This window comes from Rathayibacter sp. VKM Ac-2754, from assembly GCF_009807095.1.
Taxonomy (GTDB): domain Bacteria; phylum Actinomycetota; class Actinomycetes; order Actinomycetales; family Microbacteriaceae; genus Rathayibacter.
In genome coordinates, this window is sequence record NZ_WUCC01000003.1 from 225687 (window position 1) to 251305 (window position 25619).

Consider the following 25619-nt stretch of genomic DNA (forward strand, 5'->3'; position numbering starts at 1 on the left):
CCACGTGAGCGCATCCGGAGGAAGCAGGGCCATCATCGCGGCGCTGTCCGCGAATCTCGGCATCGCACTGACCAAGTTCGTCGCCTGGTTCTTCTCGGGTTCGGCCTCGATGCTGGCCGAGGGCGTGCACTCCCTCGCCGACTCCGGCAACCAGCTGCTCCTGTTGCTCGGCGGCCGCAAGTCCCGCCGGGCGGCCGACGACGAGCACCCCTTCGGCTACGGCCGCGAGCGCTACGTCTACGCCTTCGTCGTCGCGATCATCCTGTTCTCGGTCGGCGGCGTCTTCTCGCTCTACGAGGGCATCGACAAGATCACCCACCCGCACGAGCTCGAGAACGTCTGGCTCCCGATCCTCGTCCTGCTCGTGTCGATCGGCCTCGAGAGCTACTCGCTGCGCACCGCGGTGAAGGAGTCGAACCCCGCCCGGGGCGCGCAGTCGTGGCCGCAGTTCATCCGCCGCGCGAAGGCTCCGGAGCTGCCGGTCGTGCTGCTCGAGGACGTCGCCGCCCTGACCGGTCTGACCTTCGCGCTCCTCGGAGTCGTCCTCTCGGTGATCACCGGCAACTCGGTGTTCGACGCGATCGGCACGATCATGATCGGCACCCTGCTGATCGTCGTCGCGATCGTCCTCGGCGTCGAGACGAAGAGCCTCCTGGTCGGCGAGGGTGCGACGCCGGTCGACACCTCGGCGATCCGCTCCGCGATCGAGGCCGGCGACGACGTCGAGCGCATCATCCACATGAGGACCCTCTACCTCGGGCCCGACGAGATCCTCGTCGCCGCGAAGCTCGCCTTCCCGGCCGCCGAGACCGTCGCGCAGCTCGCCGCGGGCATCGACGCGACCGAGCAGCGGATCCGCGACGCCGTGCCGGCCGCCCGCGTCATCTACCTCGAACCGGACGTCGACCGCGCGGCGAGCACCGGGAGCGCCGGCTGATGCGGCGCGCACTCGCGATCGTCAACGAGCGGGGCGCCGGACTCGGCGTCCTCGACCCGATCCTCCGCGCGCAGGGCTTCGAGGTCGAGGCGGTCGCCGGCACCGACCTCGGCTCGGTCGACATCGTCGAGCCCGACCTGGTCGTCACCCTCGGATCGAGCGCCGGCGTCTACGAGACCGTCCACCACCCCTTCATCACCCCCGAGATCGCGCTGCTGCAGGACCGCCTGCACCACCGCAGGCCCACCCTCGGCATCTGCTTCGGGGCGCAGCTCCTCGCCGCCGCGCTCGGTGAGCGCGTCTACGCGGGCCCGACCCGCGAGGTCGGCTTCCGCACGATCGAGCCGACGGAGGCCGGGCTGCGGTCGCCGCTGCGGCACTTCGCCGGCGTGCCCGTGATGCAGTGGCACGGCGACACCTTCGACCTCCCGACGGGCGCGACCCTGCTGGCCACCTCCGACGCGTATCCGGTCGAGGCGTTCGGCATCGGCGACTGGCTCCTCGGCGTGCAGTTCCACCCCGAGCTCACGGGCGCCATGGCCGGGCGCTGGCTGGAGGGCGACGCCGAGTACGCCGCCGAGGCCGGCTACCGGGCCGACGCGCTCGAGGACGACGTGCACGCCGGACGCTTCGCCCGGATGCGCGAGGCGACCGAGCTCGCGCTGGCGGACTGGCTCGGGGCCTGACCTCCGCTCAGCGCCGGGCCGTGAAGAAGTCGACGAGCAGCCGAGTGCTCTCCTCGGCGCGCACACCGGGGTAGACCTCGACCACGTGGTTGTGGCGGCGGTCGCGGAGGAGGTCGTGCAGCGATCCCGCCGCTCCCGCCTTCTCGTCCCAGGCCCCGAAGACGACGCGCTCGATCCGGGAGGCGAGGATGGCGCCCGCGCACATGGTGCACGGCTCGAGCGTGACGACGAGCGTGCAGCCGGTCAGCTGCCAGTCCTCGCGCGCCGCGGCGGCCTCGCGCAGGGCGACGACCTCGGCGTGAGCGGTCGGATCCGTCCGCAGCTCCTTCTCGTTGCGCCCGCGGCCGATGACGGCACCGTCTGCGTCGACGACCACCGCGCCGACCGGTACGTCGCCCCATCCGGAGGCGCGCCTCGCCTCGGCGAGCGCCAGCGCCATCCACGCATCGGAGCCGGCGGGGAGGCGCAGGTCGCTCTCGCGCATCGCGCCACTCCTCCCGGCTCGGCCGACCACGGCCGGCAAGTAGATTGAGCTTATGCGCGTCCACGTAGCCGACCACCCGCTGATCACGCACAAGCTCACCGTGCTGCGCGACAAGCGCACCCCCTCCCCCACCTTCCGGCAGCTCGCCGAGGAGCTGATGACCCTGCTCGCCTACGAGGCGACCCGCGGCGTCCGCACCCGCTCGGTCACCATCGAGACCCCGGTCACGACGACGACGGGCCTCGCCCTCAGCGACCCGCAGCCGCTCGTGGTCCCCATCCTCCGCGCGGGTCTGGGGATGCTCGAGGGCATGGTGAAGCTCATCCCGACCGCCGAGGTCGGCTTCCTCGGGATGGCGCGCAACGAGGAGACCCTCGAGCCGACCACCTACGCCGAGCGCCTCCCCGAGGACCTGTCGAACCGCCAGTGCTTCGTGCTCGACCCGATGCTCGCCACCGGAGGCTCGCTGATCGCCGCGATCCAGTTCCTCTTCGACCGCGGAGCCGTCGACGTCACCGCAGTGTGCCTCCTGGCGGCTCCGGAGGGTCTCGCCGCCGTCGAGAAGGCGTTCGGCGACCGCGACGTGACGATCGTGCTCGGCTCGCTCGACGAGCGCCTCAACGAGCTCGGCTACATCGTCCCCGGCCTGGGCGACGCGGGCGACCGCCTCTACGGCCTGGCCGGCTGACCCCGCGCATTATCCCCGACCTGCGGAAATCTGTTGACGCACTCCGTCATCGTCCGCTTTACTTCTGACCATGACTGACAACGCGCACGCCCTGACCTCCTTCGAGGCCTCCGGGAATGCAAGCATGATGATGGCCGGGGGCCTCGTCATGTGCTGTCGAATGTGTGCTTGAGGCACTGACCTCGCCGGATCCCCGTACGTCCTCCGCCCGCCGATCGCTCTGATCGCGCCGATCCTCCCGATCGGGCCGATCTCTCCGATCGGGCTGGCGTCGCAGGCGCGGTGGATCCCTCGGATGCTCGCATCCGTCTCTGCCGGCCGCGTCACGCGGACGGCGCTTCTGCGCACACCCGGATCCGCTCCCCGGACACCCGTCCCGGATCCGAACACCCCCAAGGATTCGTCATGACCCTCCTCCACGCTCGCACCGTCTCCCCCGCCGCCGAGACCCCCCGCCTCCAGGCCGCTCCCGAGAGCGTCCCCACTCCGCCCCGCCTCCGCGCTGTGCCGCAGGGCACCGAGGCCCGCGGCTTCGCCCTCTACGTCGGCATCGACGAGGCGAAGGCCCGCGCCGCCGGAGTCGACCTCGGCCGCCTCGTCGAGGAGCTCAAGCGCGTCACCGCCCAGCTCGCCCCCGACGCCGAGACCTACGCCTCCGTCGCCCTCGCGCCGCAGGGCGCCGGCGGTCGCGACGTCGACGTCGTCCGCCTCGCCCTCCAGGACCCGGCGGCGGTCGCCCGCCGCCGCGCTGACGCCGAGCCCGACCTCGACCGCGCCCCCGGAGGAGTCGTCATCGACATCTCCCGCAAGCGCGTCATCCTCGACGACGAGACCACCGCGCTCACCTACAAGGAGTTCGAGCTGCTGCAGTACCTCGTCCTCCGCGAGGGCCGCACCATCGAGCGCGCCGAGCTGATCGCCTCCCTCTGGGGCGCCGCCGACGACGACGCCCCCAACGAGCGCACCATCGACGTCCACGTCCGCCGCCTCCGCGCCAAGCTCGGCCGCTACGAGGACATCGTCCGCACCGTCCGCGGCGTCGGCTACCGCTTCGACCGCCACGCCGACGTCGCCATCCGCTACGCATCGACGCCGTCGCCCGACCTCTTCTGAGTCGGATTGCTGCGCGAGCGCGAAGCGCTCGCTCCGCCGCGGTCGGCTCCCAGGGTGGTTGCGATTCGCAGAGCGTGGTGCGTTCGGCTCGTGGGAAACGCTGGCACGCGTTTCCCACCGGACGCCTCGAGGGTGGCAGCTGGTCGTCCGCCCCGCGCCCGGGGGTGTGCGGCTGCGCCGGCACCTCTCGTCTGCTGGCCGCCGGCATGCTCGTCGAGCAGCCGCCGGAGGCGGCGTGTCGAGCGACGATGCCGCTTCGCCTCTCAGTGGGGAGGGAGAAGTCGGCGCCCGTCGCCCAGCATGCTGGTCGAGCCCGCAGCCCCGCAGGGGCGTATCGAGACCCATCAGCTTCAGCAGTTCTTGCTTCTGATCTGGACTTCTGACGCTGGTGGATCTCGATACGCCCGCAAGCGGGCTACTCGATCAGCAAGGAAGGGACCACACGCAAGAGGTCACTTCTCCTGAGAGACCCACCCGCTTCAGCAGATCGGGCTTCTGATCCGGACTCCTGACGCTGGCGGATCTCGATACGCCCGCTGCGCGGGCTGCTCGATCAGCGAGGGAGGCGCTCGATCGCCGCACCGGCAGGCGTACTCGGCTCGCTTCTCCCCCAGGTTCCGGCGGCGGAGGAGCCCTCCCGGAGGTGTCCCGCGACGTCTCAGGAAATCGGCACTTGCGGCGTTATCGATCCGTTATATAGTTCAAGAGCGTTAGTCGTTTGCTGTGGCGGCGAAGCGCGAATGTGATTGCAGGACACTCTTGGTGCAAGGGAATGAAGGCCGGCCGCTCGCCTCAGCGGCCGGCCTTCTGTCGTTCCCGGCGCCTGTGCGCGAGGACGTCCGGTCCGGCTCCGCGGGGTGCGTCACCTGAGCGTCACGACGACGTATCCTGAGCAGGACAGAGGAGGCCGCGTGGCATCGAGACGCGCCGTGGCGGCCTGGGAGTCGCTCTTCCGGGCCCAGGTCCACGTGATGCGGACGCTGAGCACCGAGTTCCCCTCGAAGGAGATCTCGCTCAACGAATACGACGTCCTCTTCAACCTGACCCGGCAGCCCGAACGGCGCGCCCGCCTCCGCGATCTCAACCGGCACGTGCTGCTGACCCAGCCGAGCGTGAGTCGGCTGATCGACCGTCTCGTCGGCCGCGGTCTCGTGACCAAGAGCGAGGACCCGACCGATGCCCGCGGCACGGTCATCGCGATCACGGACGAGGGCTACGACCTGTTCCGCCGGGTCGCCCTGACGCACATGGAGACCATCTCGGACCAGGTGGGGTCGGCGCTCGACGACGACGAGCTGGCTCAGCTGATCGCGCTCTGCGACAAGCTCCGCGACGGTGTCGACTCGGCCTGACGCGCCTCGCTCCTCCGAGGGTGGATCCGGCGACGATCGGTCGTTCCGAGACCGCTTGAGGACATGTCCGCAAGCGGCTCTAGCGTGCGGGGATCGTGTCTCGGGAAGCTCGGTGGGCCCCGCCGGTGCTCGCTCCTGACGCCGGACCGACGCGCCGACCGACAGGACATGCCGTGACGACCACCTCCGACCGCCCTCACGACGCACGACCCGCCTCCGTTCGGCGCCGCTCGGTCGTGCACGGCGCCTGGACCGCGCCGGTGGTCCTCGCCGCCGTCACCGCCCCCGCTGCAGCGGCCTCGAACCCGGCTCCGGTCCTCACCGTGTCCTTCTCCTCGACGGGCGGCGGCGGCGGCTACGTGAACGTGACTCTGGAGGCCGCGGACGGCACGCCCCTGCAGCAGCGCTTCGCGATCGAGGGGCGCGACAGGCAGTCCGGGGAGTGGGTGGCGCTGTACCGACCGAGCACCGACGCGAACGGATTCTTCGCGAGCACGATCCCCGGCGGGCTCGCGATCGACTACTCGGCGGTGCGCATCACGGCCGATGTCGCGGGCTACGGGACCCTCACGAGCCAGGAGGCGGCGCTGCCCTTCCCCTGAGGCGCCTGCGGTGCGCTGCTAGCACGCCACCGCGACTCGCTGCCAGCTCTTCGCGACGGCCGCCGCCTCGCGGATCATGGAGGGACCATGAGCTCCTCCTCCCCCACCCTCGTCTGGCTCCGCGACGACCTGCGTCTCGCCGACAACCCCGCCCTGCGCGCGGCGGTCGACCGCGACGCTCCGGTCGCCGTCCTCTACGTGCTCGACGACGAGTCGCCGGGCATCCGTCCGCTGGGTGGCGCCGCGCGCTGGTGGCTGCACGGCAGCCTGGTCGCGCTGTCGGCCGATCTCGAGGAGCACGGCGCCTCCCTCCTGCTGCGGCGCGGACCCGCGGAGGCGGTCGTCCTGCAGCTCGCCGAGGAGATCGGTGCCGGCGCCGTGCACTGGAACCGCCGCTACGGCGGCGCCGAGCGCGCTGTCGACACCGCGGTCAAGGAGGGCCTGCGCTCGCGCGGCGTCGAGGCCGAGAGCCACCAGGGCTCGCTGCTCTTCGAGCCGTGGACCGTGCAGACGGGAGGCGGCGGCCCCTACTCCGTCTACACGCCCTTCGCGCGGGCCTGCCGGAACCGCGACACGCCCCGGGCTCCGCTCGCCCGCCCGCGCTCGATCGACGGCTTCACCGGCGAGGTCGCCTCGGACGTCCTCGACGGCTGGGAACTGCTGCCGACGCGCCCCGACTGGGCCGAGGGCCTGCGGGAGCGCTGGGAGCCGGGCGAGAAGGCCGCGGCGAAGCGCCTCCGCGCCTTCATCGCCGAGCAGCTCGACGAGTACGCCGACGGCCGCGACAAGCCGGCGCAGGACGCGACCTCGAACCTCTCGGCGCACCTGCGCTGGGGCGAGATCAGCCCGTTCCAGGTCTGGCACGCGGTCGACGAGGCGCACCGCGACGGGACGCACCGCGGGGAGGGCGGTGAGCGCTTCGCCTCCGAGGTGCTCTGGCGCGAGTTCTGCTACCACCTGCTCTTCCACTGGCCCGACCTGGCCACCGCCAACTTCGACACGCGCTTCGACTCGTTCCCGTGGGGCGAGCCGCACGGCGCCGAGCTCGAGGCGTGGCAGCAGGGGCGCACCGGCTACCCGCTGGTGGACGCCGGGATGCGCGAGCTGTGGCGCACGGGCTACATGCACAACCGCGTGCGGATGGTGACGGCGTCGTTCCTGATCAAGAACATGCTCGTCGACTGGCGCGTGGGCGAGAGCTGGTTCTGGGACACGCTCGTCGATGCCGACCCCGCGAGCAACGCGGCCAACTGGCAGTGGGTGGCGGGGTCGGGGGCCGACGCGTCGCCGTACTTCCGTGTCTTCAATCCGGTGACGCAGTCGAAGAAGTTCGATCCGGACGGCGGCTACATCCGCGGGAACGTGGCGGAGCTCGCCTCGGTGGAGGGCTCCGCGATCCACGAGCCGTGGACCCTGGGCGACACCCTCACTCCGGACGGCGAGGACTACCCGGCGCCGATCCTCGACCTGAAGGAGACGCGGGCGCACGCGCTCGACGCGTTCGCGATGATCAAGAGCGCGCCGCGGACGATCGCGCACGGGTCGTAGGGGCCGCCCCGGGACTCCCGGCGGACCTCCGGCTCGCGGAATCACGTTCGGCTCGCAGGAATCGGCGCATCCCGCGAGCCGAACGCGGTCTCACGAGCCGGAGGTGATCCGACGGGCCGGAGTGACGGGGTCGCGGCGCGCGGACACGGCGCGTCGAGCGGGTGCCTAGATGTAGATCGCGGGGTCGACGAAGAAGCCGGAGTCGGCGAGGGCGTCGTCGGCGCGGCCCATCGCCCGCAGGTCGCGCGCGGGGATGCCGACCAGCACCGCGCCGTCGGGCGCGTCCTTCACGACGACCGCATTGGCGCCGACGCTGACGTCGGAGCCGAGGATGATCGGGCCGAGCACCACGGCACCGGCCCCGAGGACGACCCGGTCGCCGATCGTCGGGTGGCGGCGCTCGCGCCGCGCCGACTTCCCGCCGAGCGTCACGCCGTGGTAGAGCATGCAGTCGTCGCCGATCCGCGCGGTCTCGCCGATGACCACCCCCATGCCGTGGTCGATGAAGAGGCGGCGGCCGATCACGGCGCCCGGGTGGATCTCGACGCCGGTCGCGGCGCGGGCGGCCTGGGAGAGCAGACGCGCGGGCAGGCGGAACCCGCGCCGCCACCAGGAGTGGGCGACGCGGTGCACCCACACGGCGTGGAGCCCCGGGTACGCGAGGACGACCTCGGCGGTGCTCCGGGCCGCGGGGTCGCGCACGCGGGCCGTCCGCACGTCCTCGCGCAGGCGCCGGATCGCGCCGAGAGAACGGCTCCCGGCCGGGCTCGCGGCGTCCCGACCGGGGCGGGGCTTCGCGCTCAGCTGCGGAGGTCCTCGTAGAGGACGGTCGAGATGTAGCGCTCGCCGAAGTCGCAGACGATCGCGACGATCGTCTTGCCGGCGTTCTCGGGGCGCTTCGCGACCTCGAGAGCCGCCCACATGATCGAGCCGGAGGAGATGCCTCCGAGGATCCCCTCCTGGGCCGCGAGGTCGCGTGCCACCCGGACGGAGTCGGCGAGGGTGGCGTCGATGATCTCGTCGTAGATCTCGCGGTCGAGGATCGCCGGGACGAAGTTGGCGCCGATCCCCTGGATCTTGTGCGGGCCGGCGGTGCCCTGGGTGAGCAGCGGCGAGTCGATCGGCTCGACGCCGATGATCTGCACGCCGGGCTTGCGCTCCTTGAGGACCTGGCCGACACCGGTGATGGTGCCGCCCGTGCCGATGCCGGCGACGAAGACGTCGACCTCGCCGTCGGTATCGTTCCAGATCTCCTCGGCGGTGGTGCGGCGGTGCACCTCCGGGTTGGCGGCGTTCTCGAACTGGCGGGCCAGGATCGCGCCGGGAGTCTCGGCGACGATCGCCTGCGCCTTCTCGACCGCACCGCGCATGCCCTCGCCACCGGGCGTCAGCACGATCTCGGCTCCATAGGCGCGCAGCAGCACGCGACGCTCGATCGACATGGTCTCGGGCATCGTCAGCACGACCTTGTAGCCGCGGGCCGCGCCGACGAGCGCCAGGGCGATGCCGGTGTTGCCGCTGGTGCCCTCCACGATCGTGCCGCCGGGCGGGAGCTCGCCGGACGCCTCGGCGGCGTCGACGATCGCGACGCCGATGCGGTCCTTCACGCTGTTCGCGGGATTGTAGAACTCGAGCTTGGCGAGAACCGTCGCGCTCTCCGCGCCCTCGAGGCGGTTGACGCGGACGAGAGGGGTGTTGCCGACGAGCTGCGTCACGTCGTCGTAGATGCGTGCCATGGTGGTGTGCTTTCTGCCGGATCCGACTGTCCCGGGGCTCCGGGACCGGCGCATGGTGCGGAATGCTGTGCCGCGTCCTGCGCGAGGGACGCAGGCTCCACGATACGGATGCATCGACCCCGCAGGGGCCTTCGTTACGGGCTTCCCCAGGGTCCGCGGCGGCCCCCGCCGACGCGCGATCGACGGCCGCCTGAGAGGGCACCTGTGCATCTCCCGCCATCGGCATGTCGTCCTGCGGGAGGACGCGGCCGTGTCAGGGGTGTCACGTACGATCTTTCAGGGGACGCATGTTCGACGCGGGGCTCTCGCCCCTCCCCCTCTGCACTGCCACGGCTCCGCCGTGCCGAAAGGACGACCGCTCCATGGCACTTCCCACCGCATCCCGCCGCTCCGCCGAGCCGCTCGGGATGTCGCTGCGGGCGATCATGGGATTCATCGGGATGAGCGTCGTGGCGGGCGTCCTGATCACGGTCGGGGTCACTCCGGCGCTCGCGCTCACCGGTCTCGCGACGAGCAACACGATCGGGCTCTTCCAGAACCTGCCCGGCTACCTCGACGTCGGCCAGCTGATGCAGCGCACCAACATCTACGCGGGCGACGGCACCACGCTGCTCGCCTCCGTCTACGACCAGAACCGCGTCGAGGTCGGCTGGGACGACGTCGCGCAGACCGCGAAGGACGCAGCGGTCGCGGGCGAGGACCCCCGCTTCTACGAGCACGGCGGCATCGACCTGCAGGGCACCCTCCGCGCCGTGTCCCAGACGTACCTCCTCGGCAACGACTCGGGCGGCGGATCCTCGATCACCCAGCAGTACGTGAAGAACGTGCTCGTGCAGAAGGCCGAGTCGATCACCGACGAGGCAGAGCGCGACGCGGCGTACAAGGAGGCGATCGATCCGACCCCCGAGCGCAAGCTCAAGGAGATGCGCCTCGCGATCGGCCTCGAGAAGGAGTCATCGAAGGACGACATCCTCCTCGGCTACCTCAACATCGCCCTCTTCGGAGGCACCGTCTACGGCATCGAGGCGGCCGCCAACTACTACTACGGCATCCCCGCGAGCCAGCTCTCGACCTCGCAGGCCGCCTCGCTCATCGCGATCGTGAACAACCCCGAGAAGTTCCGCTTCGACGACCCGGCCGACGAGGCGAACGGCGCAGCCAACGGCTACGCGCTGACCAAGGAGCGTCGCGACTACATCCTCTCGGAGGAGCTGAAGTACGCCAAGATCAGCCAGGAGCAGTACGACGCCGCCGTCGCCGAGCCGATCACGCCGACCATCACCCAGCCCTCCACGGGCTGCGCGACCGCGGGGAACGCCGCCTACTTCTGCGACTACGTGCTCAACGTGCTGCGCAACGACACCGTCTTCGGCGAGACCGACGACGAGCGCTACCAGCGGATCCGCCAGGGCGGCTTCGACGTCGTGACGACGCTCGACCTCGACATCCAGGGCTCGTCGCAGTCGGCCCTCAGCGCCTACATCCCCGCCACCGACTCGCGCTTCGAGCTCGGCGCGACCGCCGCGACGGTGCAGCCCGGGACGGGACGGGTGCTGTCGATGGTGCAGAACACGAACTACAGCCAGGACGAGGAGTTCCTCGCCGCGAACCCCGGCTACACCGCCATCAACCTCAACGTCGACCTCGCCATGGGCGGTGGGTCCGGCGTCCAGACCGGCTCCACCTACAAGGTCTTCACCCTCGCGCGGTGGCTCATGTCCGGGCACACGATCAACGAGTCGTTCGCGTCTCCGACCTCGGGCTTCGGCTCGTACCAGCAGAAGTGCAACCTCGACGGCGACGGGTACTACAACGGGAGCCGGTTCACCCCGAAGAACGACTCCTCCTCCGAGGACGCGGGCTCGATGACGGCGCTCCAGGCCACCACGAACTCGATCAACACCGGATTCATGGGCATGGCCCACGAGCTCGACGTCTGCGACATCCGCACCACCGCGGAGTCCTTCGGGGTCCACCGCGCCGACGGACGCGAGCTCCAGAGCGGCCCCGCCTCCGTCCTCGGCACGAACGAGATCGCGCCGCTCACCATCGCCACGGCGTACGCCGGCATCGCCAACGACGGCACCACCTGCTCGGCGATCGTGATCGACCGGATCACCGACGCCTCCGGAGCGGCCGTCGCCGCCCCCACCTCGACCTGCACGCCCTCGGTCACCGCAGATGTCGCGCACGGCATGCAGTACGCGATGCAGCGTGTCATGACCTCGGGCACCGGCTACGCCTCCGACCCGAGGGACGGCATCGAGCACATCGGCAAGACCGGGACCACCGACGACGCCGCCGACGTCTGGACCGCGGGAGCCAGCAAGTCGGCCGCCCTGGCGGTCTGGGTGGGCAGCATCAACGGGTTCGACGACGGCACCAAGATCAACCTCCGCAACATCAGGCTGACCGGCACCGAGGGGACACCCCTCCAGGCCGCGCAGACCCGTCACGCCATCTTCAAGCCGATCATGACCGCGCTGGATGCGAAGTACGGCGGCGACGACTTCACCGATCCGCCGACCTCGATGCTCGCCTCCTCACCGCGGAGCTCGACGACGACCGAGGTCCCCGACGTGACGGGTCAGACCGTCGCCGAGGCCTCCGCGACGCTGACCGCGGCGGGCTTCACCGTCGGCATCACCGAGCCCGTCGACTCGTCGGCCGTCGCTCAGGGCGCCGTCGCCTCGACGACTCCGAGCGCCGGAGAGACCGTGCTCCGCGGGGCGGTCGTGCCGCTGCAGGTCAGCACCGGCGAGGCCCCCGCCAACACGGGCGACATCGCCGACATCGAGGGCACGCTCCTCGAGTAGCGGCAGCGCCCCTCGGGTGGGCGCCCGCGGCGACTCGGCCGAGGAGCCTGGCGCGCCTGAACGAGGATGTCGGCGGCCTCGCCTAGGGTGCTGATGCAGCGAGAGGATCCACCCTGAAGCGACCGAACGTCCCCGTCTTCCAGCCCCGTCGAACCGTCCACGGAGCTCTCGGCGCGCTGTTCGGATTCGTGATCGTCAGCGTGATCGCGGGCCTGCTCGCCACGGTCGTCGTGGCCCCCGCCGTCGCCCTCACGACGGTGGCGACCTCGGGCACGATCTCGGCGTTCGAGTCCCTCCCGAGCTACCTCGAGGTCGGCGAGCTGATGCAGAAGACCGACGTCTACGCGGGCGACCCCGACGACCCGACGCTCCTCGCCTCCTTCTACGACCAGAACCGGATCGAGGTGTCGGGCGACCAGATCGCCGACTCGGTGAAGGACGCCCTCGTCGCGAGCGAGGATCCGCGGTTCTACGACCACGGCGGCATCGACCTCCAGGGCACGCTGCGGGCGATCGCGAGCACGTACATCCTGAACAGCGACACCCAGGGCGGCTCCTCCATCACGCAGCAGTACGTCAAGAACGTGCTCGTGCAGAAGGCCGAGTCGATCACCGACGAGGCCGAGCGCGACGCGGCCTACAAGGAGGCCACGGCGACGACTCCCGAGCGCAAGCTCAAGGAGATGCGCCTCGCGATCGGCCTCGAGAAGGAGTCGTCGAAGGACGACATCCTCCTCGGCTACCTCAACATCGCCCTGTTCGGCGGCACGGTCTACGGCATCGAGGCCGCCGCCGAGTACTACTTCGGCACCACCGCGGCCGATCTGTCGGTCAGCCAGTCCGCGGCACTGCTGGCCATCGTCAACAACCCCGAGAAGTTCCGCTTCGACCGGCCCGACGACGCCGCGAACGGGGCGGCCACCGGCTACGCCCTGACGACCGCGCGCCGCGACTACATCCTCGATCGGATGCTCGAGTACGGCAAGATCGACGCCGCCACGCACGACGCCGCGACGGCCGAGCCGATCGTGCCCGACATCACCCCGCCCTCCACCGGCTGCCAGACCGCCGGCAGCGCCGCCTACTTCTGCGACTACGTCTCGCACGTGCTGCGCAACGACCCGGCTCTCGGGGCCACCGACGAGGAGCGCTACGCGGCCGTCAAGCGGGGCGGGCTGAAGGTCTACACGACCATCGACCTCGGGCTCCAGGAGACCGCGCAGAAGCTCATGGACGAGCAGGTCCCCGCCTCCGATCCGCGGTTCGACGTCGGAGCCACCGCCGTCGCCGTGCAGGCCGGGACCGGCAGGGTGCTCACAATGGTGCAGAACAAGCGCTACAGCCAGGATCCGGAGGTCATCGCCAGCGGCCCCGAGTACTCGGCGATCAACCTCAACGTCGACGCCTCCCTCGGCGGCGGCGACGGGTTCCAGACCGGATCGGCCTACAAGGTCTTCACCCTGGCCGAGTGGCTGGACAGCGGGCGCACGCTGCTCGAGAGGTTCGACACGAAGCGGCAGAACTGGACCGGATTCTCGGACAGCTGCAACGGCACGCAGAACTACGCCGGTTACAACCCCAAGAACGCCGGTGACGGCGGCTACGCCGACACCGGGACGGCGCTCGACTCGACCGTGTACTCGCTCAACACGGGGTTCACGGGGATGTCGCACCTGCTCGACCTCTGCGAGATCAGGAAGACGGCCGAGGCGTTCGGCGTCCACCGCGCCGATGGCGACGACCTGGTGCAGAGCGCCGCATCGGTGCTCGGCACGAACGAGATCGCGCCGCTGACCATGGCCGTGGCCTACGCCGGGATCGCCGACGACGGCACGACCTGCACCCCCGTCGCCATCTCGGCGATCATCGGGCCCGACGGTGCGTCGATACCGCCCGCGGAGTCGGAGTGCACCCGGTCGGTCCCCACCGACGTGGCGCACGCCATGCAGTACGCGATGCTCAAGGTCACCGCCGAGGGCACGGGCACCCCCGCCGATCCGAAGGACGGCATCGAGCACATCACCAAGACCGGCACGACGGACGACTCGGCCGACACCTGGGCCCTCGGCGCCTCCAGCACGACCTCGCTCGTCGTCTGGGTCGGCAGCATCTCGGCGCAGGCCGACGGCGATCGCGTGGACCTCGACACGATCGACTTCGACAGCGGATGGGCACCGAGCGCCCGGCACCGGATCTGGAAGCCGCTGATGACCGAGATCGACGCGCGCTACGGCGGCTCCGACTTCTCGGCCGCCGACCCGTCGATGATCGCGGCTCCGCAGGTCACCGTGCCCGACGTCACCGGGCGCAGCCCCGACAGCGCCGCTCAGGCACTCGTCGCCGCCGGTTTCTCGGTCGGGCCGACCACGCAGGTCGACGCGACGCAGCCGCTCGGAACGGTGTCCACCACCGTTCCCGCGGCCGGCGCGAAGGTCGACAAGGGCTCCGAGATCGCGATCCAGCTCAGCACGGGGACGCCGCCGGCTCCTGCTCCGGCTCCTGCTCCGGCTCCTGCTCCGGCCGCCCCGGCTCCCGCCGGATAGCCGGGGCGCGGCGGGTCCTCAGGCCTGGACGGCCGCCGCCGGCAGCAGCCCGTACTCGACGAGCTCGGCGTCGGTCAGGAGGCGGCTGCGGATCAGGAAGCGCTTGCCCTCCGGCGCCTCGACGCTGAAGCCGCTGCCCCGGCCGTCGACCACGTCGACGGTCAGGTGCGTGTGCTTCCAGTACTCGAACTGCGTGCGGGACATGAAGAACTCGATCGGCTCGAGTCCCTCGATCCGCAGCGTCTCGAGCAGCACGTCGGAGGCGCCGGTGCGGAACATCCCGACCGGGAAGCACATCGGCGAGCTGCCGTCGCAGCATCCGCCCGACTGGTGGAACATCAGCGGCCCGTGCAGCGCCACCATCCTGCGCAGCATGTCCGCCGCGTCCGCTGTCACATCGACTCGCGTGCTCGTCATGGCCTCGCCTCTCTCGTTCGTATCGCGTCCGGGCGGCCCGGGTGCGGAATTCCCGACTGCTGACGCTGGTGGGTCTCGATACGCCCCTGCGGGGCTACTCGACCAGCATGGGTGGCCGCCAGCGCGGATTCCTCCGTCATCGCTCGAGCTCGACACGCCCCTACAGGGCTTCGGGCTCGACCAGCATGCTTCCGCCCCGACCGGGAGGTGCCGAGGTGCCGCAGGCACCGCGCAAGGTGGGAGCGCCGAACGGCGGATTCGCGTTCCAGCGAATCCGCCTAGGCGCGGAGGCTCCCCGCTCCTCCCACCGCAACCACCTCGAGAAGCCGACTGCGGCGACGGCGACGAGGAACGAGGAGCCGTTGCAGACCAACTCAGAAGAAGCCCATCGGCCCTTCCGCGTAGGACACCAGCAGGTTCTTCGTCTGCTGGTAGTGGTCGAGCATCACCTTGTGGTTCTCGCGTCCGATGCCCGACTGCTTGTAGCCGCCGAAGGCCGCGTGCGCGGGGTACTGGTGATACGTGTTCGACCAGACGCGGCCCGCTTCGATGGCGCGGCCGGCGCGGTAGAGCTGGGCGCCGTTGCGGCTCCAGACGCCGGCGCCGAGGCCGTAGAGCGTGTCGTTGGCGATACCGATGGCGTCGTCGAAGTCGTCGAAGGATGTCAGGGCGAGCACGGGTCCGAAGATCTCCTCCTGGAAGATGCGCATGGAGTTGCGCCCCTCGAAGACCGTCGGATTGACGTAGTAGCCGCCGCTGAGCTCGCCGCCGAGGTCGGCCCGGTCGCCACCGATGAGCAGCTTCGCGCCCTCCTGCTTGCCGATGTCCATGTAGGACAGGATCTTCTCGAGCTGATCGTTCGACGCCTGGGCGCCGATCATCGTGGCCGTGTCGAGCGGGTTGCCCTGCTTGATGCGGCGGACCCTCTCGAGGCCGTCGCCGACGAAGTCGTCGTAGATCGACTTCTGCACGAGCGCGCGGGACGGGCAGGTGCAGACCTCGCCCTGGTTGAGGGCGAAGAACGAGAAGCCCTCGAGCGCCTTGTCGTAGAAGGAGTCGCGTTCGGCGGCCACGTCGGCGAAGAAGACGTTGGGGCTCTTACCCCCGAGCTCCAGCGTCACCGGGATGAGGTTCTCGCTCGCGTACTGCATGATCAGGCGGCCGGTGGTCGTCTCTCCGGTGAAGGCGATCTTGCGGATGCGCGGGTGCGACGCGAGGGGCGCACCGGCCTCGATGCCGAAGCCGTTCACGACGTTGAGCACGCCCGCCGGGATCAGATCGGCGATCAGATCGAGGAGCACGTGGATCGACGCGGGCGTCTGCTCGGCCGGCTTGAGCACGACGCAGTTGCCGGCCGCGAGGGCGGGGGCGAGCTTCCACACCGCCATCAGGATCGGGAAGTTCCAGGGGATGATCTGGCCGACCACGCCCAGCGGCTCGTGGAAGTGGTAGGCGATGGTGTCGTGGTCGATCTCGGAGACGCCTCCCTCCTGCGCGCGGATCGCTCCGGCGAAGTAGCGGAAGTGGTCGATCGCGAGCGGGATGTCGGCGGCGAGGGTCTCGCGCACCGGCTTGCCGTTCTCCCAGGTCTCGGCGACCGCGAGGAGCTCGAGGTTCGCCTCCATCCGGTCGGCGATCTTCAGCAGCATGTTCGATCGCTCGGCCGGGCTGCTTTTGCCCCAGCTCGCGAACGCCTTCCAGCCGGCCTCGACTGCGCGGTCGACGTCGGCGGCCGTGCCGCGCGCGATCTCGCAGAACGGCTTGCCGGTGATCGGGGTGATGTTCTCGAAGTACTGGCCACTGGCGGGGGCGACGTGCTCGCCTCCGATGAAGTGGTCGTAGCGCGAGCGGTAGGAGGCGACGGATCCCTCCGCGCCCGGGTTGGCGTAGACCGTGGACTCCGGTTCCTTCGGTGCCTGCTCGGCGACCGGATCGGCGTACAGCGTCATGTGGACCTCCATCGACGTCGTTGTCGGCGGACGCGGGATGATGCGCCCGCTCCGACGCTACGTCGAGGGAGGTTGCAGAGCGTTGCGCGGGCTCAGCCGCGCTCGAGCGCCTCGAGGTGGGCCACCACTCCGGGTCGTCGCGGCGATCGCCGGGGCAGGATGTGCAGCAGCTCGATCCAGACCTCGGCGTCCTCGCTGCCGTCGGGGCCGTTCGCGTAGGCGAGCAGCGTCTCGACGGCGGCGCTGGTCAGGACGCTCTCGCGCACCCGGGCGCGCAGCTCCTCGGCGATCGCGCGGATCCCGGGCGCCTCGGAGCCGGGCAGCGGCGGGCCGGCGTAGGCGTCGAGTGCGAGCCGGTGCGAGCCGCGGTCGAGCAGCCCGAGCACCTGCCTCGCGTCGAGGTCGACCGGGCTGCCCAGCCGGTAGGGGCGTGACAGCGGCGCGAGGCGCGGCAGCGCCCGCTCGAGGACCTTGCGCAGGCGCACCATCTCGGCACGGACCGTCACGACCGCCTCCTCCCGGCCGTGCAGCTGCAGCGCGAGCTGCTCGGCCGAGAGCCCGGCGCGGTGCCAGGCGAGCAGGGTCAGGATCTCGGCGTGGCGCGCGCTCAGCTCGAGCGCGACGGAGTCGGCGGTGACGAGCCCGGTCTCGCGCCCGAGCACGCGGAGGCTCGGCGCCCGCGCCGCGGTGGGCCGGGGCCGGCGCGCGCTCGGCGGGCGGCGCAGCCTCTGGATGAGCAGCTCGCTCTCGACGGCCGCCGCGGTCGCCTCCATCAGGGGCAGCGTCTGCGGCGCGACGACCTCCGCTCCCCCGGTGATGTCGATGACTCCGAGGATCTCGTGCGTCTCGGGGTCGTGGATCGGGACGGCGGTGCAGCTCCACGGATGGACGAGGGAGGCGAAGTGCTCGGCGCCGTGGATCTGCACGCCGTGATCGAGCACCAGCGCGGTGCCGGGCGCGGAGGTGCCGACGTCGGGCTCGGCCCAGGCCGCCCCCTCGACGAACGACATGCCCTCGGCGAGACCCTTGAGCCGCTGGTCGCCGTCGATCCAGAGCAGGCGGCCGAGCGCGTCGCCGACCGCGACGAGCACGCCGCTGTCCTCGTCGGCGTCGCGCACCAGGAGGCGCCGGATGACCGGGAGGACCGAGGCGAGCGGGTGACCCATCCGGTACTCGCGCAGATCGGAGCTCGTGAAGGTCAGCGGGGCGGTCAGGCGCTCCGGATCGAGGCGGCGCCCCCGCGCGCGCTCCCAGGAGGCCTCGACGAGCGGGCGCCGACGACCGCTCCCGGGAAGTGCCAGCCAGGGGTTGGTCATGCGCTCCGCCCCTCGTCGTCGATCGGTGAGGCGCCAGGGCGCCGCGGCACGAGCGAGGCTACTCCGCGAGGCTCGGCGCCGCCTCACGATCGGTGCGCTTCGCGGGCAGGGCGAGGAGGAGCACGGCGGCGACGAGGACGGCGACGCCGGCGATCGCCTCCGCGGTCAGCCGCTCTCCGAGCACGGCGACGCCCAGGAGGGTCGCGGTGGCGGGCTCGACGAGCGTCAGCGTCGAGACGGTCGCGGCGGGCAGCACCTCGAGGCCCCGGGCGAAGAAGGTGTAGGCGAGGGCGACGGTGACCACGCCGAGCCAGAGCACGGCGGGGAGGGAGCCGGAGAGCTGCTGCGGGGCGCCACCGAGGAGGATCGGCAGGGCGAGCACGGCCGCGACTCCGAACTGCGCCCCCATCGCGGCCGCCGGGGTGAACCCGCGCTCGAGCAGCAGCTTGCCGCAGACCGCGTAGAGCGCGTAGGAGGCGCCCGCGCCGGCGGAGCCGGCGAGACCCAGCAGCGAGACGCCTCCGCCCGCACCGCCCGTGAGAAGGCCCGCGAGCAGCACGACGCCGACGGCGGCCAGGGCGGTGGAGGCGAACCAGCGGCCGGCCGGCACGGTGCGCAGCACCAGCCACTCGAGCAGGCCCGTGAAGGCCGGCGCCGAGCCGAGCGCGACGATGGTGCCGACCGCGACGCCGTTCTCGGCCGTGCCGGTGAAGAAGGCCGGCTGGTAGGCGGCGACGCCGACGGCCCCGAGGAGGACGAGGAGGATCGTCGACGCCCGGGGTCGCCGCGGGGTGCGACGGGGCCCGCGAGCCGCCTCGAGGCCGAGGAGGGCGGCGAGGAGCGCGCCGCCGAGCACGATCCGCGCGGCACCGAGCAGGAGCGGATCGACGCCGGCCGCGCCCAGGGACTGCGCCGTGCCCGTGGTGCCGAAGCAGACGGCGGCGAACACCACCGCGCCGATCGCCGAGCCGCGGTTCGCCATGCCGTCCCGTTCCGGCGCCCGAGCGGCGCTCTCTGCCCAGTGTGCCAGGGCGGATCCGGGTCTCGCGGCCCCGGGGCGCAGGATGAGCGGTACGGTCGAGGCGAAGGGCGGACAGCATGGGCATCGCAGAACCGTTCGACGTCGAGAGCTACACGCGGAGCGCGCACGGGAGCCTCCACGACCGGTTCTCGCTGCGGGAGTTCGAGGACACTCCGCTCGACCGGGAGGCGATCGTCGCGACCGCCTACCTGCGCGCGGTCGAGCACGCGGTGATCGCGCGAGTGCTGCCGATCGCGCGCGTGCACCCCGACCGCCGGGTGCGGGCGTTCGCGCCCACCTGGGCGGCGGAGCGCCACCGCATCGCCGACGCGCTGGGCGAGGTGCTCGCCGCGTCGCCGCAGATCCGCGGAGTGGACACGCGCCCGCCCGAGCAGGCCGCGATCCGGCGGGGGCTGCGCGATCGGGCGGCGGGTCTGCTCGCGGGGCCCCTGGCGCTTGCGCTCGCCGTCGACACCCACGTGGCGATCCACGCCTACCGACGGCTCGCGCGGCTGTCGCTGCACCCCGAGATGGAGCGGGTGGCGGAGGCGGCGATCGCGATCCTGGAGCGGCAGGCGGACTTCTTCGGCGAGCTCGCCGCCGGTGCGATCGGCCGACCGCTCGCGGGCCGGATCGTGGCGGCGACGCTGCTCGGCGTGCTGCGCCTGCCGCTCGGCGAGGCGACGCTGCCGGAGCCGCTCGCGCGCGAAGGGCGCGAGCTCGTGCACGGGCGCGACGACGGCGGGCTCGAGGGCATCGACGCGGGCGTGACCGGGGCGTTCGCGCTGCCCTGCACGGCCGCGCGGCGGCTGCTGCAGCCGCACCGGTCGGTGGCGGTGCGGCTCGCGCGGCGGGCGGGGCGGCTGGGGGCGGACGTCGAGGCGGGCGTGCGGGGGCTGCTGGGCTGACGGAGGATCTGCTGACGCTGGTGGGTCTCGATACGCCGCCTGCGGCGGCTACTCGACCAGCAGGCCGGAGCCGGCGGGTAGAGCGGCCGGCGGGCGGCGCCGGCGGGCAGAGCGGGCGGCGGCCGGGGCCGGCGGGCAGAGCGGCCTGCGGTGACGGCCTCCGCGCAGCCGGGCGTCATCTCGCTGTCACCCGTCTGCGGTACCGTGACGGCCGGGGATCGGAGGCCGCATGCGCGGAGCACTGCGCTCGGCGCGCCGCATCGCGGTCGTCGCGCTGATCGCCATCGTCGTGCTGGTGGCCGTCGGGGTCCCCGTCTACGTCTTCCCGGCGACCGACGCGGTTCCCGCTCGCGCCGACGCGGTGCTCGTGCTCGGTCCGCCCACGCGGGCCCGCACCGACCTCGGTCGCGAGCTGGTCGAGGAGGGCGTGGCCGACACGCTCCTCATCTCGGTCTGGGCTTCGGAGCTGGCGGCGGCGCCCGACGAGAGCGACGTGGTCGCCTGCGACGAGCCGGACATGACGGTGATCTGCTTCACCGCCGAGCCGGGAACGACCCAGGGCGAGGCGCGGGCCCTCCGCGACTACGCGGACGCGAACGGCTGGGACACCGTGCTCGTGATCACCCAGACGCCCCACATCACGCGGGCGCGGATCCTGATGGAGCGCTGCTGGGGCGGCACGGTGCTGATGGAGTCCTCGGGCGAGCCGTTCACGCTCGGCGACTGGGCCTACGAGTACGCGTACCAGACCGGCGCCTTCGCGAAGGTGCTCGTCGAGCAGGGCTGCTGAGCGCCGCCCCCGCTCGCGGTCAGCCCAGCAGCTCGCGGACGTCCTCCGCGGTGATGCCTCCGGCGGCCGCCGCGCCGTCGTCGGACATGACCGCCGCGAAGAGCGCGGCCTTCGCCTCCTTGAGGGCCATCACCTTCTCCTCGATCGTGTCCTTCGCGACGAGGCGGTAGACCATGACCGACCGCGTCTGCCCGATGCGGTGCGCGCGGTCGACGGCCTGCGACTCCGTCGCCGGGTTCCACCACGGGTCGAGCAGGATGCAGTAGTCGGCCTCGGTGAGGTTGAGGCCGAAGCCGCCCGCCTTGAGCGAGATCAGGAACACGCCGGCGTCGCCCGATCGGAAGCGCTCGATCACCTCGTCGCGCTTCTTGGTCGCTCCGTCGAGGTAGGCGTACTCGACGCCCGCCGCGTCGAGACGCCCGCGCACTCGGCCGAGGAAGCGGGTGAACTGGCTGAACACCAGGACCCGGTGCCCCTCGGCGAGCGCGTCGGCGAGGAGCTCGTCGAGCAGGTCGAGCTTGGTCGACGGGACGGTCGCGTGCGCCTCGTCGACGAGGGCGGCGTCGAGCGCGACCTGCCGCAGCACCGTGAGGGCGCGGAAGATGGCGAAGCGGTTCTTCTCGAAGTCGCCGATGAGGCCGAGCACCCGCTGCCGCTCGCGGGCGAGATAGGTGTCGTAGACCTTCCGCTGGCGCGTGCCGAGCTCGACCTGGAGGGTCTGCTCCTGCTTGGGCGGCAGCTCCGTCGCCACGAGCTCCTTGGTGCGCCGCAGCATGAGCGGGCGGATCCGGCGCCGCAGCTGGCTGAGCTTCTCGGAGTCGGCGTCGCGCTCGATCGGCTTCTGGTAGAACTCGGCGAATCCGACCGGCGAGGGGAACAGACCCGGCGCGACGATCGAGAGGAGCGACCACAGCTCCATCACGTTGTTCTCCATCGGCGTACCCGTGATGGCCAGCTTGAACGGCACGTCGAGGCGTCGCGCCAGCTGGTGCGTGGCCGACTGCCGGTTCTTGACGAACTGGGCCTCGTCGAGCATGAAGCCCGCCCAGCGGATGCCCGCGTACGACTCGTAGTCGAGGCGGAAGAGGGCGTAGGAGGTGACCACCAGCTCGGCCTCGCCGATCACGCTCGAGAGCGCCCGGCGCTTCTTCTTCGAGGTCTCGTCGATGCCGACGACCGTGAGCCCCGGCGCGAAGCGCTTGGCCTCGCCGACCCAGTTGGGCACCACGCTCGTCGGCGCCACGACGAGGAACGGGCGGGGCGAGGTGCCGGCGTCACCGATCTCGGCCCGCTGCTCCTGCATCGCCCGGGCGATCAGCGCGAGCGACTGCACCGTCTTGCCGAGGCCCATGTCGTCGGCGAGGACCCCGCCGAGCTGGTTGTCGTAGAGGAACGAGAGCCAGTCGTAGCCGAGCTGCTGGTAGGGCCGCAGCTCGACCGAGAAGCCGTCGGGCAGCGGACGCGACTCGAGCGCCCCCGTGGCCGTGAATCCGGAGAGCCCCTCGACCGCGCGACGCCATGCCGCCGCCTGCGCCTCGACGACGCCGAGCTCGACGAGCTCGTCCCACAGGGACGACTGGAACCGGCTGATGCGCAGGGTCTCGCCCTGGTCGTCCGAGAGCTCGCGCGCCTCGGCGATCAGCTCGCGGAGGCGCCCGAAGCGCTCGTCGTCGAGCGCGAAGTAGACGCCGCTCGGCAGCACCATGTACTCGTCGCCGCGTGCGAGGGCGAGGAAGATCTCGGCGAGCGGGACGGCCTCGTCGTTGACCGTGACCGAGATCTCGAGGTTGAACCAGTCGCGGCTGTCGGGCTGCGCGACCGTCTGCACGGCGACGACCGGGGCCGTCTCGGCCTCGCGGTACTCGACGCGCTCGCCGATCTCCTCGATCTCGACGGTCCCGAGCTCGCGGAGCCGCTCGACCTCGCCGGTCAGGAAGCCGACCGTCTGCATGCCGCGCAGGTCGAAGGAGGGGCGCAGGCGCCGGCTCGAGCGCGAGACGAGGGCGGGCGTCGACTCCGGATCGATGCCGGCGCCGGTGAGCGAGTCGAGGATGCGCTGCTCGGCCTCGGCGTCGCGGTAGCCGGACTCGTCGTCGAGCCGCAGCGGGAGGCGCTCGGCCTCGACTCCGCGGGCGCCCTCGACGCCGTAGCGCCACCACCAGGAGCCGCGGAGACCGGCGCCGTCGGTGTGCTCGAGGGTGAGCCCGAGTCGCGGCTCGGGCACGGGCGGCGCCTCGAACGAGCCGTCGCGCGAGACGATCGCGAACAGGCGGTGCAGCCGCTGGTAGTGCTCGGTGAGGAACGCCGACTCCTCCTGCTCGGGGATGCGGATCGCCTCGCGGCTCCAGAGGAAGGTGCGGGCGGAGGAGACCAGCGGCGCCGCGAAGGGGACGAGGGTCACGGGGCGGGCGCGCAGCTCGTCACCCGCCGCCCAGGTGTAGAGGCCGACGGCGGGGTCGCCGATGAAGCCGAACTCCTCGGGCGCCGGGTGGTCGCCGATCGCGACCAGCGAGCGCAGCTCGAGGCCGTTCGCCGTGCGGGTGACGTCGATGGAGGCGGTCGCCGTGGTGTCGAGGATGCGCAGCGGCGACTGGTCGCGGTCGCCCATGACCAGGCCGATGCCCGCCCGGACGGCGCCGTGCAGCGCCGCCCAGATGGCCTCGCTCCGGCACTGGTCGAGGTAGAGCCACGTGTCGGGCGAGTAGTAGCTGGAGGCGCTGTGGCCCGAGAGGATGCCCTGCATCTCGCGGACGATGTCGATCTGGCGCTCGTCGTAGTCGTGGCTGTAGTGCAGGAAGCCGAGGTCGCGCCAGCTGGTGCCGGTGCGCACCCAGCGGTCGCGGTCGCCCATCCGCACCGGCCGGACGCCCAGACGCGGGCGGGGCTCGGGCGGCGGTCGGTAGCTGTTGTAGCGGCCGGGCGGGCGCCGCACGGGCTCGCCCGGGAGGAGCTCGAACTGGAGGCCCAGGGGGATGCCGGAGTGGGTGCGCTCGGCGCCCGCGAGCAGCGGGGCGAGCGCGCTGCGCCACTCCGGGACCGCGTCGACGCCGGCGGTGGGGCCTGCGAGGCCGCCGTCGCGCTCGCGGCGCAGCGCCTCGACGAGCACCGCGGCGACGTGCTTGCACTCGTGCTTGACCGGGCAGCTGCAGGCGCCGCCGAGCAGGATCGAGTGGTCGCCCTCGTCGCGCAGCTGCACGCTGACGGCGTACGGCGAGCGACCGGAGCCCTGGACCTGCCCGAAGAGCCGGGTGCGGCCGCCGAACCACTGCAGCTCGCCGACCCGGCCCTGGTCGGCGTAGCCGGTGCCCTTCTCGAAGGCGGCGGAGCCGACCAGAGCCCGGATGTCCTGCTCGGAGAACGGCTCGCGGGTCGTCGTCCCGGGCGCGTCCGACGGCGGCACCACGTCACCGGGGGGACTCTGGCGGGCCATGGACCTCTAGCTCTCCGCGCCCCGAACGGAACGCATCCGTCCATTCAACCCGATTCCGGGCGCGGTTCGAGCCGACGGCCAGGATCCGTGCCCCTCCTACGATGGAGGGATGCCTCGCCTGTCCGTCGTCTCGGCGCACACCTCCCCGCTCGAGCAGCCGTCGACCGGCGACGCGGGAGGCATGAACGTGTACCTCGCGGCGGTGCTGCCCGAGCTCGCGGCGCTCGGCTGGAAGGTGCGCGTGCTGACCCGCGGCTCCGGGACGCGCCGGATGGCGCCGGGGGTCGAGGTGGTCGGCGTGCCGGTCGAGGCCGCTGACAAGTACGCGCTCGCCTCCTCGGCCGGGGAGTTCGCCCGCGCAGCCGTCGGCGCCGACGTGGTGCACTCGCACTACTGGGTGTCGGGGCTGGCCGGGATGCTGACCGGGTCTCCCCACGTGCACTCGATGCACTCGAACTCGCTCGCGAAGAACGTGCGGCTCGTGCCGGGCGACGCCCGCGAGCCCGAGGAGCGGATCCGCGCGGAGGAGTCGGTGCTCGCCTCCGCCGATGCCGTCGTGGTCGCGGGGAGGGCCGAGCACGACGACGTGGTGCGCGGCTACGGCGTCGACGCGCGGAAGGTGACGATCGTGCCTCCGGGAGTGGAGTCGCGGTTCCGTCCATGGGCACTCGAGCGGGAGCCCGAGATCGTGCTGGTCGGCCGGGTGCAGCCGCTCAAGGGGCAGCTGCTCGCGGTGCAGGCGCTCGCGCGGATCCCGGTCGGCGAGCGTCCGGTGCTGCGGATCGTGGGCGCGCCCGCGCCGGGCCGGGAGGGCTACCTCGCCCAGGTCGAGGAGGCCGCCCGCACGCTCGGCGTGGCCGACTCGGTGCGCTTCGACGGAGTCGCCGACCGCGACGGGGCCGCCCTGCGACTCCGGAGCGCCCGCCTCGCCCTGGTGCCGTCGGCGGCAGAGACCTTCGGGCTGATCGCGCTCGAGGCCGCGGCGAGCGGCACACCGGTGCTCGCACGACGGACCACAGGCCTCGTCGACGCGGTGAGCGAGGGGCGGAGCGGCGTGCTGATCGACTCCGACGACCCGGGCGACTGGGCGGAGGAGATCCGGCGGCTGCTCGCGGACCCCGCCGAGCGCGCCCGACTGGGTCGCGGCGGCGTGGAGTGGGCCGCCGAGCACTCGTGGGCGTCGACGGCGGCGCGCCTCGACGCGGTGTACCGGCGGCTGCTCGGCTGACCGAGGGAACCCCGGACCGTCGAGGGAGCCCGCTGGTCGAGGCGGTGTCGACGGT

At 71.9% G+C, this 25619-nt stretch carries 20 protein-coding genes; 12 read left to right on the plus strand and 8 right to left on the minus strand.

What is annotated here, in order from left to right; all coding sequences use genetic code 11:
- The first annotated feature begins 4 nt into the window (after nt 1–4).
- Together GRS92_RS06590 and GRS92_RS06595 are read left to right on the plus strand one after the other, a co-directional pair.
- Nucleotides 5–937, plus strand: a complete 933-nt coding sequence (locus GRS92_RS06590; protein ID WP_159854474.1) for a cation diffusion facilitator family transporter — start codon at nt 5–7, stop codon at nt 935–937.
- Nucleotides 937–1623 carry a glutamine amidotransferase-related protein gene (locus GRS92_RS06595; protein ID WP_159854476.1) on the plus strand — a complete coding sequence of 229 codons (687 nt, stop codon included), beginning with the start codon at nt 937–939 and terminating at the stop codon, nt 1621–1623. The genes GRS92_RS06590 and GRS92_RS06595 overlap by 1 nt, the downstream gene beginning before the upstream one ends.
- Nucleotides 1624–1630: 7 nt before the next feature.
- Here the strand turns inward: GRS92_RS06595 and tadA are convergent, their stop codons facing one another.
- Complete coding sequence (gene tadA, locus GRS92_RS06600) at nt 1631–2107, minus strand: tRNA adenosine(34) deaminase TadA (RefSeq protein WP_235021848.1); 477 nt, start codon at nt 2105–2107, stop codon at nt 1631–1633.
- A gap of 52 nt (nt 2108–2159) precedes the next feature.
- On the opposite strand from tadA, the gene upp reads away from it, so the two are divergent.
- From upp to GRS92_RS06625, 5 genes are all read left to right on the plus strand, one after another.
- On the plus strand, nt 2160–2795 hold the full coding sequence (gene upp / locus GRS92_RS06605) for a uracil phosphoribosyltransferase (RefSeq protein WP_056041421.1): 636 nt from the start codon (nt 2160–2162) through the stop codon (nt 2793–2795).
- A 405-nt stretch (nt 2796–3200) separates the two neighbouring features.
- On the plus strand, nt 3201–3908 hold the full coding sequence (locus tag GRS92_RS06610; RefSeq protein WP_159854478.1) for a winged helix-turn-helix domain-containing protein: 708 nt from the start codon (nt 3201–3203) through the stop codon (nt 3906–3908).
- Nucleotides 3909–4879: 971 nt separating this feature from the next.
- Nucleotides 4880–5260 (plus strand): MarR family winged helix-turn-helix transcriptional regulator, encoded by a 381-nt coding sequence (locus GRS92_RS06615; RefSeq protein ID WP_159854852.1) that lies wholly within the window; start codon nt 4880–4882, stop codon nt 5258–5260.
- 173 nt (nt 5261–5433) lie between these two features.
- Nucleotides 5434–5862 carry a hypothetical protein gene (locus GRS92_RS06620; protein ID WP_159854480.1) on the plus strand — a complete coding sequence of 143 codons (429 nt, stop codon included), beginning with the start codon at nt 5434–5436 and terminating at the stop codon, nt 5860–5862.
- An 87-nt stretch (nt 5863–5949) separates the two neighbouring features.
- Nucleotides 5950–7410 carry a cryptochrome/photolyase family protein gene (locus tag GRS92_RS06625; RefSeq protein WP_159854482.1) on the plus strand — a complete coding sequence of 487 codons (1461 nt, stop codon included), beginning with the start codon at nt 5950–5952 and terminating at the stop codon, nt 7408–7410.
- Nucleotides 7411–7575: 165 nt separating this feature from the next.
- Here the strand turns inward: GRS92_RS06625 and epsC are convergent, their stop codons facing one another.
- Both epsC and cysK read right to left on the minus strand, forming a co-directional pair.
- The gene (gene epsC, locus GRS92_RS06630; protein ID WP_268817139.1) at nt 7576–8148 is read right to left on the minus strand and encodes a serine O-acetyltransferase EpsC; all 573 of its coding nucleotides are present in this window, start codon (nt 8146–8148) and stop codon (nt 7576–7578) included.
- Nucleotides 8149–8210: 62 nt separating this feature from the next.
- Nucleotides 8211–9146 (minus strand): cysteine synthase A, encoded by a 936-nt coding sequence (cysK, locus tag GRS92_RS06635; protein ID WP_159854484.1) that lies wholly within the window; start codon nt 9144–9146, stop codon nt 8211–8213.
- 362 nt (nt 9147–9508) lie between these two features.
- Between cysK and GRS92_RS06640 the strand changes: the two genes are divergently transcribed.
- The gene (locus GRS92_RS06640) at nt 9509–11962 is read left to right on the plus strand and encodes a penicillin-binding protein (protein ID WP_159854486.1); all 2454 of its coding nucleotides are present in this window, start codon (nt 9509–9511) and stop codon (nt 11960–11962) included.
- A gap of 188 nt (nt 11963–12150) precedes the next feature.
- Nucleotides 12151–14505 carry a penicillin-binding protein gene (locus GRS92_RS06645; RefSeq protein WP_159854488.1) on the plus strand — a complete coding sequence of 785 codons (2355 nt, stop codon included), beginning with the start codon at nt 12151–12153 and terminating at the stop codon, nt 14503–14505.
- 18 nt (nt 14506–14523) lie between these two features.
- On the opposite strand, the gene GRS92_RS06650 is transcribed toward GRS92_RS06645, so the two are convergent.
- The 4 genes from GRS92_RS06650 to GRS92_RS06665 form a co-directional block, all read right to left on the minus strand.
- A complete protein-coding gene (locus GRS92_RS06650) occupies nt 14524–14922 on the minus strand; it encodes a DUF779 domain-containing protein (protein WP_159854490.1) in 399 nt (132 codons plus the stop codon).
- A 374-nt stretch (nt 14923–15296) separates the two neighbouring features.
- Nucleotides 15297–16871 carry an acetaldehyde dehydrogenase ExaC gene (exaC, locus tag GRS92_RS06655; protein ID WP_159854492.1) on the minus strand — a complete coding sequence of 525 codons (1575 nt, stop codon included), beginning with the start codon at nt 16869–16871 and terminating at the stop codon, nt 15297–15299.
- 92 nt (nt 16872–16963) lie between these two features.
- Nucleotides 16964–18187: a GAF domain-containing protein gene (locus GRS92_RS06660; protein ID WP_235021851.1), complete on the minus strand. Its 1224-nt coding sequence runs from the start codon at nt 18185–18187 to the stop codon at nt 16964–16966.
- Nucleotides 18188–18245: 58 nt separating this feature from the next.
- A complete protein-coding gene (locus tag GRS92_RS06665; protein ID WP_159854494.1) occupies nt 18246–19169 on the minus strand; it encodes a DMT family transporter in 924 nt (307 codons plus the stop codon).
- A 116-nt stretch (nt 19170–19285) separates the two neighbouring features.
- On the opposite strand from GRS92_RS06665, the gene GRS92_RS06670 reads away from it, so the two are divergent.
- Together GRS92_RS06670 and GRS92_RS06675 are read left to right on the plus strand one after the other, a co-directional pair.
- Nucleotides 19286–20116 carry a hypothetical protein gene (locus GRS92_RS06670; RefSeq protein WP_159854496.1) on the plus strand — a complete coding sequence of 277 codons (831 nt, stop codon included), beginning with the start codon at nt 19286–19288 and terminating at the stop codon, nt 20114–20116.
- 229 nt (nt 20117–20345) lie between these two features.
- Nucleotides 20346–20906 (plus strand): ElyC/SanA/YdcF family protein, encoded by a 561-nt coding sequence (locus GRS92_RS06675; protein ID WP_159854498.1) that lies wholly within the window; start codon nt 20346–20348, stop codon nt 20904–20906.
- 19 nt (nt 20907–20925) lie between these two features.
- On the opposite strand, the gene GRS92_RS06680 is transcribed toward GRS92_RS06675, so the two are convergent.
- The gene (locus tag GRS92_RS06680; RefSeq protein ID WP_159854500.1) at nt 20926–24336 is read right to left on the minus strand and encodes a DEAD/DEAH box helicase; all 3411 of its coding nucleotides are present in this window, start codon (nt 24334–24336) and stop codon (nt 20926–20928) included.
- Nucleotides 24337–24445: 109 nt separating this feature from the next.
- Between GRS92_RS06680 and GRS92_RS06685 the strand changes: the two genes are divergently transcribed.
- On the plus strand, nt 24446–25564 hold the full coding sequence (locus GRS92_RS06685) for a glycosyltransferase (protein WP_159854502.1): 1119 nt from the start codon (nt 24446–24448) through the stop codon (nt 25562–25564).
- Nucleotides 25565–25619 lie beyond the last annotated feature (55 nt).

Bases quoted from the DNA above. Each gene is read 5' to 3' on its own strand.
- GRS92_RS06595 (WP_159854476.1), top strand. From the start codon at position 937: ATGCGGCGCGCACTCGCGATCGTCAACGAGCGGGGCGCCGGACTCGGC.
- tadA (WP_235021848.1), bottom strand. From the start codon at position 2,107: ATGCGCGAGAGCGACCTGCGCCTCCCCGCCGGCTCCGATGCGTGGATG.
- upp (WP_056041421.1), top strand. From the start codon at position 2,160: ATGCGCGTCCACGTAGCCGACCACCCGCTGATCACGCACAAGCTCACC.
- GRS92_RS06610 (WP_159854478.1), top strand. From the start codon at position 3,201: ATGACCCTCCTCCACGCTCGCACCGTCTCCCCCGCCGCCGAGACCCCC.
- GRS92_RS06615 (WP_159854852.1), top strand. From the start codon at position 4,880: ATGCGGACGCTGAGCACCGAGTTCCCCTCGAAGGAGATCTCGCTCAAC.
- GRS92_RS06625 (WP_159854482.1), top strand. From the start codon at position 5,950: ATGAGCTCCTCCTCCCCCACCCTCGTCTGGCTCCGCGACGACCTGCGT.
- cysK (WP_159854484.1), bottom strand. From the start codon at position 9,146: ATGGCACGCATCTACGACGACGTGACGCAGCTCGTCGGCAACACCCCT.
- GRS92_RS06640 (WP_159854486.1), top strand. From the start codon at position 9,509: ATGGCACTTCCCACCGCATCCCGCCGCTCCGCCGAGCCGCTCGGGATG.
- GRS92_RS06650 (WP_159854490.1), bottom strand. From the start codon at position 14,922: ATGACGAGCACGCGAGTCGATGTGACAGCGGACGCGGCGGACATGCTG.
- exaC (WP_159854492.1), bottom strand. From the start codon at position 16,871: ATGACGCTGTACGCCGATCCGGTCGCCGAGCAGGCACCGAAGGAACCG.
- GRS92_RS06660 (WP_235021851.1), bottom strand. From the start codon at position 18,187: ATGACCAACCCCTGGCTGGCACTTCCCGGGAGCGGTCGTCGGCGCCCG.
- GRS92_RS06665 (WP_159854494.1), bottom strand. From the start codon at position 19,169: ATGGCGAACCGCGGCTCGGCGATCGGCGCGGTGGTGTTCGCCGCCGTC.
- GRS92_RS06670 (WP_159854496.1), top strand. From the start codon at position 19,286: ATGGGCATCGCAGAACCGTTCGACGTCGAGAGCTACACGCGGAGCGCG.
- GRS92_RS06675 (WP_159854498.1), top strand. From the start codon at position 20,346: ATGCGCGGAGCACTGCGCTCGGCGCGCCGCATCGCGGTCGTCGCGCTG.
- GRS92_RS06680 (WP_159854500.1), bottom strand. From the start codon at position 24,336: ATGGCCCGCCAGAGTCCCCCCGGTGACGTGGTGCCGCCGTCGGACGCG.
- GRS92_RS06685 (WP_159854502.1), top strand. From the start codon at position 24,446: ATGCCTCGCCTGTCCGTCGTCTCGGCGCACACCTCCCCGCTCGAGCAG.